This is a genomic window from Spirosoma daeguense (genome assembly GCF_054776875.1).
Genome location: NZ_BAAHBF010000004.1, coordinates 798,783 through 811,835, shown reverse-complemented (window position 1 = coordinate 811,835; position 13,053 = coordinate 798,783). Strand labels below are relative to the sequence as shown.

The 13,053-nt window shown below is 46.9% G+C and carries 10 protein-coding genes; 4 read left to right on the top strand and 6 right to left on the bottom strand.

The genetic code is table 11. From position 1 onward, the window contains the following. The first annotated feature begins 17 nt into the window (after positions 1–17). Positions 18–1,124, top strand: a complete 1,107-nt coding sequence (locus ACYVD4_RS16080; protein ID WP_460947412.1) for a glycoside hydrolase family protein — start codon at positions 18–20, stop codon at positions 1,122–1,124. Positions 1,125–1,181: 57 nt separating this feature from the next. Here ACYVD4_RS16080 and ACYVD4_RS16075 read toward each other — a convergent pair whose 3' ends face one another. The 6 genes from ACYVD4_RS16075 to ACYVD4_RS16050 all read right to left on the bottom strand — a co-directional run bounded on the left by ACYVD4_RS16075 (position 1,182) and on the right by ACYVD4_RS16050 (position 8,984). Continuing rightward, positions 1,182–2,339: an aldose epimerase family protein gene (locus tag ACYVD4_RS16075; RefSeq protein WP_460947410.1), complete on the bottom strand. Its 1,158-nt coding sequence runs from the start codon at positions 2,337–2,339 to the stop codon at positions 1,182–1,184. A gap of 90 nt (positions 2,340–2,429) precedes the next feature. Continuing rightward, positions 2,430–3,128, bottom strand: a complete 699-nt coding sequence (locus tag ACYVD4_RS16070) for an L-ribulose-5-phosphate 4-epimerase (RefSeq protein WP_460947408.1) — start codon at positions 3,126–3,128, stop codon at positions 2,430–2,432. 89 nt (positions 3,129–3,217) lie between these two features. After that, complete coding sequence (locus tag ACYVD4_RS16065) at positions 3,218–4,759, bottom strand: alpha-N-arabinofuranosidase (RefSeq protein WP_460947406.1); 1,542 nt, start codon at positions 4,757–4,759, stop codon at positions 3,218–3,220. A gap of 90 nt (positions 4,760–4,849) precedes the next feature. Further along, on the bottom strand, positions 4,850–6,340 hold the full coding sequence (araA, locus tag ACYVD4_RS16060; RefSeq protein WP_460947403.1) for an L-arabinose isomerase: 1,491 nt from the start codon (positions 6,338–6,340) through the stop codon (positions 4,850–4,852). Between the two features lie 119 nt (positions 6,341–6,459). Beyond that, entirely contained in the window at positions 6,460–8,094 is a 1,635-nt protein-coding gene (locus ACYVD4_RS16055) for a ribulokinase (RefSeq protein WP_460947402.1), read from the bottom strand. A gap of 188 nt (positions 8,095–8,282) precedes the next feature. Next, positions 8,283–8,984, bottom strand: a complete 702-nt coding sequence (locus tag ACYVD4_RS16050; protein ID WP_460947400.1) for an NUDIX hydrolase — start codon at positions 8,982–8,984, stop codon at positions 8,283–8,285. 163 nt (positions 8,985–9,147) lie between these two features. Here ACYVD4_RS16050 and ACYVD4_RS16045 point away from each other — a divergent pair, with 163 nt between their 5' ends. From ACYVD4_RS16045 to ACYVD4_RS16035, 3 genes are all read left to right on the top strand, one after another. Then, the gene (locus ACYVD4_RS16045) at positions 9,148–10,161 is read left to right on the top strand and encodes a bifunctional heptose 7-phosphate kinase/heptose 1-phosphate adenyltransferase (protein WP_460947398.1); all 1,014 of its coding nucleotides are present in this window, start codon (positions 9,148–9,150) and stop codon (positions 10,159–10,161) included. Continuing rightward, positions 10,154–11,422: an AGE family epimerase/isomerase gene (locus tag ACYVD4_RS16040; protein ID WP_460947396.1), complete on the top strand. Its 1,269-nt coding sequence runs from the start codon at positions 10,154–10,156 to the stop codon at positions 11,420–11,422. Before ACYVD4_RS16045 ends, ACYVD4_RS16040 begins: the two co-directional genes overlap by 8 nt. A gap of 354 nt (positions 11,423–11,776) precedes the next feature. Beyond that, a complete protein-coding gene (locus tag ACYVD4_RS16035; protein ID WP_460947394.1) occupies positions 11,777–12,727 on the top strand; it encodes an SGNH/GDSL hydrolase family protein in 951 nt (316 codons plus the stop codon). Positions 12,728–13,053 lie beyond the last annotated feature (326 nt).

Here is a 13,053-nt window from a genome sequence, read left to right as displayed (position 1 = left end):
TCACTCAACCTTGATCTATGATAAACAGACGAGATTTCCTTACTGGATTATCCCTGCTTCCATTTTCGGATACCTTCGCACATGGGCTGGCTGAATCGTTTTTACTGAACGATAATTCTGTATTCGGCAAACGTCTGAAACCCATTGGCCGCGCCCTGGAATCGCCCGACTGGTATGTGTGGTGCAGTAGCCCGATTTATGGGCATGATGGAAAAGTACATCTGTTTTATTCGCGCTGGTCGGCCGACAAAAAAATGGAAGGCTGGATCAATGGCTCCGAAATTGCGCACGCCGTAGCCGAATCGCCTGAATCACCATTTGAGTACGTAGAAACCGTGCTGGCTCCGCGTGAGGGGGCCTGGGATGCTACTACGTGCCATAATCCGCACATTACGTATTCCGATGGTCGCTATTGTCTGTTTTATATGGGCAATTCGAACGGGAAAACCGATACGCAACGTATCGGATTGGCTACCGCGAAATCCTTGAAAGGTCCCTGGAAACGAATGGATAAGCCCCTGCTTCAGCCGGGTGTTGCTGGTACGTGGGACGACCATTGCACAACGAATCCGTCGTTTGTAAAGCACCCGAATGGACAGTACTGGCTTTATTATAAATCGTGGAATACGCAGGATGAAGAAAAAGCAGGAGAAGCGGCCATTCGCGGAAATCGGAAATACGGTCTGGCCGTTTCCAATACGTTGACGGGGCCTTATCGACGGGTGAGTAAAAAGCCAATTCTCGATTTCTCTGGCCGGGGGAATAATGCGCAATTTGAAGATGCGTATGTCTGGTTACAGCATGGCGAATTCAATATGCTGGCTCGCGATATGGGTGTTTTTGGGCACAACGACGGCCTTTACCTGAATTCGACCGATGGTATTCATTGGGATGCGCCCAAGCTTGCCTATGGCTCCATTGCCGATTATACTAAAGAGCCACCCGCCCCGAATCATCTGACCCGATACGGTCGGCTGGAACGCCCACAATTGTTGATGCGTCATGGGCACCCAAAGTATCTGTTTGCGGCTGCGCAGGGCGGTAAATATATGACTTCATCGCCCTTTATTTTCAAGATTACTGGTGGCGAGAAAGAAGAAAAGAAAGGGAAAAAGAAAGACTAAAAGTAGTATAAACACGGCGGACAGGATGTCCGCCGTGTTTGTATAAAATCAGCCCTACTACTTACGTGTCGAGAACTGGTAAATAGTAGTTGATTTATGCGTTTCGCCGGGACGTAGCACCGTCGATGGGAAGTTTGGCTGGTTCGGCGAATCTGGATAGTGTTCCGTTTCGAGGCAAAGAGCGTAGCGTTTTTGATAAGCCACTCCTTCGCGACCAGTTAACGTACCGTCGAGGAAATTACCCGTGTAGAATTGAATGGCTGGCTGTGTGGTGCGCACTTCCATAACCCGTCCGCTGGTTGGTTCGTAAACCGTGGCAGCCAGTTTAAGCGAATCGCCAGAGCCGTTCAGCACCCATGCGTGATCGTAACCCAGACCGTATTTAATCTGCGTATCCGTCGAATCGTTAATACGTTTGCCAATAACGGTTGACTTGGTGAAGTCGAAGGGCGTACCGGCTACAGGTTGTAGTTTGCCCGTTGGAATCAACGTATTATCGACAGGAACCATCTGATCGGCGTTCAGCGTCAGTTCGTGGTCGAGGATGTCGCGCTTAGCACCACCCGTCAGGTTGAAGTACGTGTGATTGGTCAGGTTAACAACTGTTGGTTTGTCGGTAGTGGCTTCGTAATCAATCTTTAAGGCGTTATCTTTCTGGAGCGTATACGTAACGGTTACGTTCAGATTGCCGGGATAGCCTTCTTCGCCATCTTTCGATGTGTAAGTCAGTTTCAAAGCTGGTTCATCGCCTTCAATGGGCGTAGCGTTCCAAAGCACTTTATCGAAACCGACGAGACCGCCGTGCAGGTGGTTGCCCATATTGTTGGTAGCTAGCGTATAGGATTTCCCATCGAGCGTAAACTTGCCTTTGGCAATCCGGTTGCCGTAACGACCTACCAATGCGCCGAAATAAGGTGTTCCTTTTACGTAGCCCGCCAGCGAATCCATACCGAGCGTTACGTCTTCAAACTTATCGTTCCGGTCGGGCGCGGTCAGGCCAACGATGATGCCGCCATAATTGGTAATCTGGACTGTCATGCCAGCCGCGTTATGGAGTTTGTATAAATCGGTGGTTTGCCCGTTGGGAAGTTGGCCATACACGGATTTTTCGATACCCGGCTTTTGCTCAGCCGTTTCTTTGTTGGAGGAACAGGAAGTCATAACTACACAGCCCGATAGAAGAGCCAGCGATAGGAATTGAGTCAGAAATTTCATGGACGAATATGATACGTTACTAGAATTAGAGGATAAAGCCAGCATGGGCTTTTTAATACTATAAAGCAGAATTCACTACGTATTATCCCACTAACATCCCTGACCGTAGTACGCATTTTTTCCATGCTTGCGCTCGTAATGCTTCAGACGTAGCGTGTCTTTAATACGAGGTGTGTTCGGATTGATCTGAAGCGTCAGATAGGCCATCCGCGCCAGTTCTTCCAGTACGGCTGAGTTGTAAACCGCTTTTTCGGCAGTTTTGCCCCACGTAAATGGCCCGTGATTTTGCAGTAAAACCATTTCCATTTCGCTGTATGACAGTCCTTTTTCGGCGAAGATGTTGAAAATCTGATTGCCGGTTTCGTACTCATAATCACCTTCGATCATCTCATCGGTCAGCGCCGGAGCGCAGGGAATATCCTGATGTGTATGATCGGCGTGGGTAGTTCCGAAAATGGGAATATCGAGCCCAGCTTGTGCCCAGGCAACGGCGTGTGTGCTGTGGGTGTGCGAAATACCGCCGATTGTTTCCCAGGTTTTGTAGAGTAGCGCGTGCGTTTTCGTATCCGACGAAGGGCGCATTTTACCCTCAACAATACGGGCGTCATAATCGCAGATGACAATATCCTGTGGTTTCAATTCGTCGTAAGGCACACCACTTGGTTTAATCGCAAACACCGATCGGTCACGGTCAACGGAGCTTACATTGCCAAAGGTAAACAACACCAGCCCCAGCTTCGGGAGCTGCATGTTGGCTTCATAGCATTCTTCTTTTAAGGTCGTGTACATCGTTCAATTTTGAATGATTGAATGATAGAATAAGTGAATAGGTTCTATTGATAAATTATTGATTCATTCTATCATTCGAAATTCTATCATTAAAGTTCTAAAACCACCACCGAAGCCGGGGGGAGCGTTACGTTTAAGTCGTTGTTGGTTAATTTGGCACCCGTGAAGGCGGCAGGTTTTACTTTGGTCAGATTCTCGAACGTATTATGATCGCGGACGTTGGCCGAGGTAAGAATACGCCCCGTTACGTTGCCAGCTTTTAGATCTTTCAACGCTACGTTGATTTCCTGCGGTTTGGACGGATCAATATTTACCAGCGAGATATGAATTTTGCCGGCTTTGTCACGCGAAGCGGAGGCCGATACACTGGTCAGTTTTATGTTTTCGATAGTAAAATCATTCGATTTTACGTCGACAGGCAACATTGTAGCGTCTTGATGAACGTTGTACATTTCCAGTACGTGATACGTTGGCGTCAGCATAATTTTATCGCCTTTGGTCAGGATAACGGCCTGTAATACGTTTATCGCCTGTGCCAGATTCGCCATTCGAACGCGCTCGCAATGCTTATGGAAAATATTCAACGTAGCACCGGCTAAAACGGCATCACGCATGGTGTTTTGTTGATAAAGGAATCCCGGATTAGTCCCCGGCTCTACGTTATACCAACCACCCCATTCATCGACTACCATTGCAATTTTTTTCTCCGGATCATACTTGTCCATAATGGCCGAGTGTTTCTCAATCAGCTCGTCCATTAGCAGCGCCTGTTCCATCGTTTTGGCGTATTCCTGATCAGAAAACTGCGTGGCCGAACCTTTCTTGCCTTCGCCCCACGAGTGCACCGAATAGTGATGCACAGCCAGCCCTTCCATGAGCGAGCCGGGAATGTTTTTCATGAGCGTTTCGGTCCAGTTATAATCGTTATCGCTGGCGCCCGACGCAATCCGAAAGATCTTTTCTTTGCCCACCCGGTTGTTCATGAACGTACTGTATTGCCGATAGATATTGGCGTAGTAATCGGGCTTCATATTACCGCCACAACCCCAGGCTTCGTTGCCAACACCCCAATAACGCACGTTCCAGGGCGTAGCACGACCATTTTGCTGACGCTGGTTTGACATGGGGCTGTCTTTCTCGAAATTGACGTACTGCACCCAATCGCTCAGATCCTGCACCGTACCACTGCCAACGTTTCCGGCCAGATATGGCTCGGTCCCCAGCAACTCGCACATATTCAGGAAATCGTGCGTACCGAAACTATTATCTTCCGTAACGCCCCCCCACCACGTATTTACGATTTTCGGGCGTTTGACTTTCGGGCCGATGCCGTCTTTCCAGTGATACGTATCGGCAAAACAGCCGCCCGGCCAACGCAGATTTGGAATTTTTAGCTTCCTCAGAGCCTCCACTACGTCCATCCGAACGCCGTTTTTGTTCGGGATTTTGGTGTTTTTTTCACCGACGTAAAAGCCGTCATAAATACATCGGCCAAGGTGTTCGGCAAAGTGTCCGTAGATATGACGACTAATAACGTGTTTGCCATCATTACCGTTGATGGTCACTTTGTTTTGCGCCGTTGCCATCAGGCTTCCGCCAGCAAAAAGGAGGGTCAGGAGTTGTTTTTTCATATGTATGAAAGAGCGAAAGAATGAAAGAGTGAAAGAGCGATCGTTGTAGAAATTCGCTCATTCACCCATTCGCTCTTTCACTCTTTAAAGTTATCTGTATGCGGCTTCGCTCCAGCGTAGTTCGTTTTTGAGCTGACGTAAGTTTGTGTTGCGGTCGATGACCACGAGTTCGACGCCAAAGATGTCGGCGAAATCTTCGATATGGTCCGTTGTCAGGTTCTGGCTGTAAACCGTATGGTGAGCACCACCGGCCAGAATCCAGGCTGCACAACCCGTTTGCATATCGGGGAGAGGTTTCCAGATGGCGCGGGCAACGGGCAGTTTCGGCAGTGCTTCAGGAACCTCAACCGCTTCTACTTCATTGACCAAAAGTCGGAACCGATTGCCCATATCGATCAGCGATACGTTGATGGCCGGGCCAGCGGGTGCATTGAATACCAGCCGAACGGGGTCAGCTTTGCCGCCAATGCCCAACGGATGAATCTCGCAGGTTGGTTTTCCGGCAGCAATCGACGGACAGATTTCGAGCATGTGTGAGCCCAGAACAAGCGGATTGCCGGGGTTGAAATGATACGTATAATCTTCCATGAACGAGTTACCGCCCGGAAGTCCAGCCGCCATTACTTTCAACGTACGTACCATAGCCGCCGTTTTCCAGTCGCCTTCACCGCCAAAACCGTAACCGTCGGCCATAAGTCGTTGCGATGGAATACCCGGCAATTGAGTCATGCCGTGGAGGTCTTCGAACGTATCGGTGTAGGCCGAAAAATTGCCGTCTTTCAGGAACGCCCGCATACCGATTTCAATTTTGGCCGCATCACGTAGCGAACTGTGCTGCGTTCCACCTTTACGTAGCGATTCCATCAGCGTGTAGCTGTCGGCATATTCAGCAACCAACCGGTCAATTTCGGCATCCGTCACCTGATTGATAACGGCTACCAGATCACCGATTCCGTGCGTATTGACCGACATGCCGAACGTCATTTCAGCGGCCACTTTATCGCCATCCGTAACAGCTACCTGACGCATGTTATCGCCAAAACGAACCAGTTTCATTGTTTTTAGCTCGTAAGCCGCTACGGCAACGCGCGTCCAGCCAGCGATTTGGGTAATTACATTGGGGTCTTGCCAGAAACCAACCACTACCTTCCGATTCAGGCGCATGCGTGACATGATGAAACCAAATTCACGGTCGCCGTGCGCCGACTGGTTTAGGTTCATAAAATCCATGTCGATGTCGCCCCACGGAATGTCGCGGTTAAACTGTGTATGGAGGTGAAGCATCGGCTTCTTCAATACGTTCAGACCACGAATCCACATTTTGGCGGGCGAGAACGTATGCATCCACGTAATGATACCTACGCAATTGGGCGCTACGTTCGCTTCCTGACAAATGGCGTAGATTTCGTCGGGCGTTTTTACCACCGGTTTGAAAACAACTCGTACCGGAATATCGGCTGATTTGTTAAACGATTCGGCAATAATTTCTGAATGCGCGTCAACCTGTTTTAGCGTTTCTTCGCCGTATAAATGCTGGCTACCTGTAATGAACCAAATTTCGTACTGTTTTAAATCAAGCATGTTTTTCAGGTTATAGAAATAACCGCAAAGTTCGCCGAGGATTTCGCAAAGAATCGCGGAGAAAACCTTGGCGAACTTTGCGAGAAACTTTGTGCCCTTTGCGGTTGATAAGACACTTTTTACTTTCCTTCTACAAATTTTCCGAGCTTCAGATATTTCTGATAGAGCTTCTCATAGGTGGCTACTGTCTCTGGACGTGGCTGATATTCAGCGTCGAAACCAGAACCCATAGCCTGTTGAGCTGCTTCCATGTTTGGGTGAACACCAGCCGCTACAGCCGCGCACATAGCCGCTCCGAGCGCACAGGCCTGATCGGCACTGGCTACCTGAATGGGCTTATTCAATACGTCGGCTAGGGTTTGCATCACAAAGGGCGATTTCTTGGCAACACCACCAATGGCAATTACTTTTTTGATGGGAACGCCTTCGTCGATAAACCGGTCGACAATGCTACGTGAGCCGAATGCCGTTGCTTCAACCAATGCTTTGAAAATAGTCGCAGCATCCGTTCCGAGATTTAAGCCAGCTAACGCTGATTTGAGCGTATGGTTAGCGTCGGGCGTCCGGCGGCCGTTGATCCAGTCGAGCGCAATCACATCGTTTTCCGTAATAGGCAACGTAGCAGCCTGCGTCGACAGATGCGGAATAAGCTGACTGGCTAACGTATCGGCGGCTTCATCGCCCAGTAAGTCTCTTACAGGCTTGGTAATTAATCGCGCAAACCAGGCATATAGATCGCCAAACGCTGACTGACCAGCTTCAAGGCCAAGCATTCCCGGTGCTACGGAACCATCGACCTGCCCGCAGATACCCCGGATAAGCTGGTGACCAATTTCTTCATTAGGAGCCATCAGAATGTCGCAGGTCGATGTTCCGATGATACGTACAAACGCATACGGCTCAATTTCGGCCCCAATAGCGCCCATGTGTGCGTCGAACGCGCCAACGCCAATTACTACGTTAGTGGAAAGGCCAAGTTTCTCCGCCCATTCGGCCGACAGGTTTCCCATTGATTGGTCAGCCGTGTACGTATCGGTGAAGAGTCGGTCGCGTATACCGCCAAGGAGCGGGTCCAACTTGGTCAGGAATTCTTCTGAAGGAAGTCCGTCGAATTCGCTATGCCACAATGCTTTATGTCCGGCAGCGCAGCGTGACCGACGTAGCGTGAGCGGATTTGTATTGCCCGTTAGTACGGCAGAGGCCCAGTCGCAGTGTTCGATCCAGGAAAAGGCGTGTTTCTGAACGGCTTCATCGACACGTAGCGTCCGAAGAATTTTGGCCCAAAACCATTCCGACGAATAAATCCCGCCGACGTATTTCGTGTAATCAATATCCCAGTGATGAGCGAGATTGTTGATTTCTTCGGCTTCGGCATTGGCAGTATGGTCTTTCCAGAGAATGAACATACCGTTGGGATTTTCGGCGAAATCAGGACGTAGTGCCAAGGGTAAACCGCTTTCGTCAACGGCGCAGGGCGTGGAGCCGGTGGTATCAATCGAAATGCCGACAACCTGTTCCCGAACGTCGGCAGGAGCCTGCGCCAATGCGCCCTTTATGGTTGCTTCCAGCCCTTCCAGATAGTCGAGCGGGTGTTGCCGAAACTGCGAGGTTGCCGGATTGCAGTACTGACCGCGTTTCCAGCGAGCGTATTCATGAACGTGTGTGCCAACGGCTTCGCCTGTGTGTGCATTAACGACCAGCGCTCTTACTGAGTCAGTGCCGAAGTCGAGGCCGATAACATATTGATTAATCATATGAAAAAAGTGTTCATCAGGAATAGATTTCCATCAACTTGCTGCCGGTACCGCCTGTGCGGAAAAGGCAAATAACCCGCTTATTACTACTATTTTATCGAATCGTGTTTAACTGACACAATATTACAACTCACTTGTGTTTTTTCAATGCGAAACGTAATTATTTTTTGATAATGCTAGTTCAGTCGTTACGTTAGGGTTAACTCCGGAAAAAAGCTGACGTAATCGGTTAGGTATTGCTGATATTTGGTTGTATTCAGTCGATACAATTTTCCCTTTTTTGTGGCTGAGTTTTCGTCTTTTTCGCCCGTGTCGATCAGTAAATCGGTCGACATGACTTTACGGCTGAAATTCCGGCGGTCGAGCTGGGTATTGTAAATGGCTTCGTAGACTTTCTGAAGTTGAGGAATGGTAAATTTCTCTGGCATCAACTCAAAACCGATGGCGTGCAGGGCGGCTTTATACCGTAGCTGACGTAGCGCCTGATCAACCATAGCATCGTGGTCGAAAATGAGTTTTGGTTTTTGGCTCAGGCTAATCCAGAATGCATTATGTGCCCGGATGGCATTAATATCCTGCTGTTGGCTGTTAACCAACGCGTAGTAAACAACCGATATGGTACGTTCAACAGGGTCGCGTTTTACGGAACCAAACGTCTGCAATTGTTCGAGGAAATTGTTTTTCAGGCCAGTAAGCTCAAATAATATTCGTTGGGCAGCCACTTCCAGATCCTCCTCATCGTGTAAAAAACCTCCCATCAGCGACCAGTTGCCGCGCTCCGGCTCAAAGTTTCGTTTGATTAACAGGAGTTTCAACTCTTCGCCATCGAAACCGAAGATGATGCAATCAAGTGCTACTAAAATTCGATTCGGATGCGTATAATACGTCATAGACAGCAGTTGAAGAGAAGTGTTTTCTAAATCACTTTATCCAGCGATTCGGGTGAGAAAATGATTATTTGTCGCTAAATAATGCAAATTTTTTTTGATTAAGCCGCGTATCGAATAAAATTGCAGTCCACATGAAAACGGAGCCCGCAAACTGGCTGCCCAGATGACAACTACCGAAATAGAAGTTCTCTTTGACCGATTTAAACACGTAAATGTTGGCGTAATCGGCGACTTTGCCCTCGATCTTTATTATACGTTACAAACTCAGACTGGTGAGACATCACTGGAAACAAAATTGGATGTGTTTTGGGGAAGCCATCCTACGGCGTCGCTCGGAGCTGCCGGTAACGTAGTGCAGAATTTGGCTGCGTTGGGTATTCCGGGGCTGCACGTAGTGGGCTGCGTCGGCAATGACTTATACGGGCGTGAAATGCAGCATCTTTTTCGCCAACTGAACGTATCGACCGAGCATTTACTGATACCCTCTCAAAACTGGGATACCTGCGTATATACCAAACCGAACGAAAAAGCCGAAGAAGCCAACAGAATTGATTTCGGTACAGCCAATACGTTGTCGGATACCTATTTTTCGGAATTAATCGACGGACTGGAACAGCTACTGCCCAGGCTGAACGTACTGATCATCAATCAGCAATTCGCTAATCCGTTGCTGACGCAGCAGCGTGCAACAGCCATCAATGATTTGATCGAACGCTTCCCAAATGTTCAATTCGTGGCCGATATGCGTACTGTTGGTACGTATGTGCATGGTGCTACGTTGAAGGTGAACACCGACGAACTGGCTCGCTTTCTGGGTATTACGGCCCTCGCGCATCCTGATAAAGACTGGTGTGTTAAACACGGGAAACAGCTTCGTGAGCAACTTGGCGGAGGACTTCTTATTACCCGTGGGCCAGCCGGTATTTTGTACATAGATGCACAGGGAGAACAATCTGTCGAAGGATTATCATTGACAGGTGAGCTGGATACGGTTGGCGCTGGCGATACGGTTGTAGCAAGCTGGGCAGCCTGTCGGGGCGCTAATGCAACAGTCGAACAGGCATTGGCAATGGCGAATCTGGCAGCCGCTGTGACCGTACAGAAATTACGCCAGACAGGCACTGCTACGTTGCTTGAAATCCTTACCCTTCACAAGAAATTTTATCCTAATGACTAACCAAACCCTTCAACATTGCCGTCAGGAATTACACGATCACCTAACCCGTGAACTGTTGCCTTTCTGGATAAAACGGGCTGTCGATCAGACCAATGGCGGCTTCATTACGCATTTTGACAAAGATGGCAATGATTCGGGCGAAGACGAAAAATCGCTCATTGCGCAAACTCGCTCCATCTATACGTATGCATCGGCGCACCGGGCCGGTTATGGCGATGGTGTATTGGCCGACATGGCACGTCATGGTGTCGATTATCTCATTAATCGAATGTGGGATGAAGAACACGGCGGGTTTTACTGGATGACCAACCGCAAAGGTGAGGTTATTAGCGACCAGAAAATTGTATACGGCCAAAGCTTCGCCATTTATTGCCTGAGCGAATACACGTTAGCAACGGGCGATCAGCGCGGTATTGACTATGCGCAACGTGTGTTTGATCTGTTGCAGAAACACGCAGTTGATACGTGCTACGGTGGTTACTTCGAGATGTTCCATCGTGACTGGATCCTGAAAGGGCCGGGCGCGGCTGGTGGTGACCGTAAAACCCTCGATGCGCACATGCACCTGATGGAGGCATTCACTACATTGTATGAATGTTCGCAACAGTCGCTTCATCGCCGGAAACTACTGGAAGTCATTACGTTGCTAACAGGGAAAATTATGCACCCGACCTATGGGACGGGCATTCCTCAATTCTGGGCCGATTGGCGTGTGGCTCCGCAAATAAAATTTGATGTTATCTGGGGTTGGGATCGATTTACGGAAGATGGCGCAAAACGGGAAGCGGAAGATAACACTAGTTACGGCCATAATGTTGAGTTTGCCTGGCTGTTGATGCATGCTTTATCAGTGCTCGAAATTCCGCACAGTGAGTATCAAGACCAATTGCTGAAATCGTTCTCGCACGCTGTTGATTATGGGGTAGACTGGGAACATGGTGGCGTTTTTGTCGAAGGTTCTCATGGGGGTACGGTATATGATCGGGAAAAAGAGTTCTGGCAACAGGCCGAAGTGTTGATAGGTTTACTGGACGCCTATCGGATTTTTGGCGATGAGAAATACGGAAAGGCTTACGAAAACGTCCATCGGTTTGTTATCGACAAAATGGTTAATCATCCGGTAGGAGAGTGGTGGCCGCTCATGACTCGCCAGGGTGCTCCCATCTGGACCCATATGAGCCATTCATGGAAAATCAATTACCATACCGTGCGCTCTGTGGTGCAGTCAATCCGACGTATCGATATGTTACTTCAGAATTAGAATGTAGACCAATTTATTGTTTAGAATTCTCTGATTTCTATTATCAGGTATGGTTCTTTATGCCTATGTGAAGCAGTTTATGAAAATTTAAACAATTTTTTCGATACCATTTTCAACGATTTAGTATTTTTGCGGCTGTTGGTTTTGCTATAAAAAAAAGAGCTATAGTGATATTGTTGCTTCTTTAGCTAGCGTTATACCCAATATGTATACTGTTATTAGTATGTGCTTTTATCTATTGATGCACTCATAGATAGTCTGTTTTACCTATAGATAGTATACACTAAACGTATTGCTCAGAGCAGCAAAGTAATACAGCAACCTTTACTAATTAGTTGAGAAAATCTTACGAAAATGAATTCCAGTAAAGCAACAGTAATCGCCTTCTTAATCGGTTTGTTATTGAGTTGCGTGATCATTGAATTAGTTGCTCAGGCATTTTATTTTGTGGTTGTTAAAAGACAACTCGATTCTGTAAAAAATTCTGCATTTTTTTATTTGCAAAAATCAGATAACCCAGACTTGGGATATGAATTAAGGCCAAGGTTTAATATATTGAATGATGGTCGATTGTTGAAAATAAATAAGCAAGGTGTTCGGGAAAGCTCTGATACTACTCAGAAACAAAAACGACGTATTGGTTTATTAGGTGATTCGGTTGTATTCGGGATCAATCAAAGTCAGGACAGCACGCTCAGTGAACTTACAGAATCGGTTCGAAAAGATACTATCGAAGTTATTAATTTAGGCGTTCCGGGTTATGCAACCCCGCAAATGGTGCCCCAGTTTGCTAAATACCAGCCAATATATCAATTTGATGAAGTTGTTTATGTGTTAAATCTGAATGATTTTACGCTACGTAATTCGATGTATGAAGGCGCAGACAACGGCGTTTATCGTTATTTTAATCCTCCTTCATTTAAATCGCTGTGGTTCTTGCGGAAATTAATTTATCGAATAAAAAAGAAAGGAGAAGTTACCTATAATACAGATTATTATCATTGGGCTTTTGACGGCACAAAAGAGAAAATTTTTGACAGCCTGCACCAGCTAAAAGAACAGACAAAAGTGCCGTTTAGTGTTATTATTCTGCCTTCCGGTGCATCTTATAAAAATAATACGTATGAATTAGCAGATATGACAAGTGAAATTGAATCGTTTCTGAAAAAAGAAAATATTCGTTATGCAAGTCCGGTTAAATTATATAGTGAAAATACGAGTAAAATGCTCGATGGAACGGATCATCTAACTATTGCCGGTAATAAAGTAATGGCTCAGGTAATCTCAGATTTGCTGGTAGAATAAAAAACTCTTTTTTGCGATGATGCTGATAATTATTACTGTAAAATAGTTTGTCGTTTATAGGTCGACGTATCGTATGTATATAGTTAATTTTAGTGCGAATGAAAAACGCTAGTAGCTTATTCAGACCATTAACATACTTTCTTTGGTGAAAGTACTTTTTCTCAAATCAGTACTTTTTATGGTTTTGTATTAGTAATTAAAATAGAAATTTTTTTACATATAATATATCATTACGGGGTTTTAGGTTGTTTTTTTCTCAAATAGACCCACTTGGTTTGTAGGTTTATGTAGATGAAATTATATTAATAAGGCCGAAAGGATATCTC

Coding starts and splice junctions, on each gene's coding strand:
- ACYVD4_RS16050 (WP_460947400.1), bottom strand. CDS start 8,984: ATGACGTATTATACGCATCCGAATCGAATTTTAGTAGCACTTGATTGC.
- araA (WP_460947403.1), bottom strand. CDS start 6,340: ATGCTTGATTTAAAACAGTACGAAATTTGGTTCATTACAGGTAGCCAG.
- ACYVD4_RS16045 (WP_460947398.1), top strand. CDS start 9,148: ATGACAACTACCGAAATAGAAGTTCTCTTTGACCGATTTAAACACGTA.
- ACYVD4_RS16040 (WP_460947396.1), top strand. CDS start 10,154: ATGACTAACCAAACCCTTCAACATTGCCGTCAGGAATTACACGATCAC.
- ACYVD4_RS16070 (WP_460947408.1), bottom strand. CDS start 3,128: ATGTACACGACCTTAAAAGAAGAATGCTATGAAGCCAACATGCAGCTC.
- ACYVD4_RS16035 (WP_460947394.1), top strand. CDS start 11,777: ATGAATTCCAGTAAAGCAACAGTAATCGCCTTCTTAATCGGTTTGTTA.
- ACYVD4_RS16080 (WP_460947412.1), top strand. CDS start 18: ATGATAAACAGACGAGATTTCCTTACTGGATTATCCCTGCTTCCATTT.
- ACYVD4_RS16075 (WP_460947410.1), bottom strand. CDS start 2,339: ATGAAATTTCTGACTCAATTCCTATCGCTGGCTCTTCTATCGGGCTGT.
- ACYVD4_RS16055 (WP_460947402.1), bottom strand. CDS start 8,094: ATGATTAATCAATATGTTATCGGCCTCGACTTCGGCACTGACTCAGTA.
- ACYVD4_RS16065 (WP_460947406.1), bottom strand. CDS start 4,759: ATGAAAAAACAACTCCTGACCCTCCTTTTTGCTGGCGGAAGCCTGATG.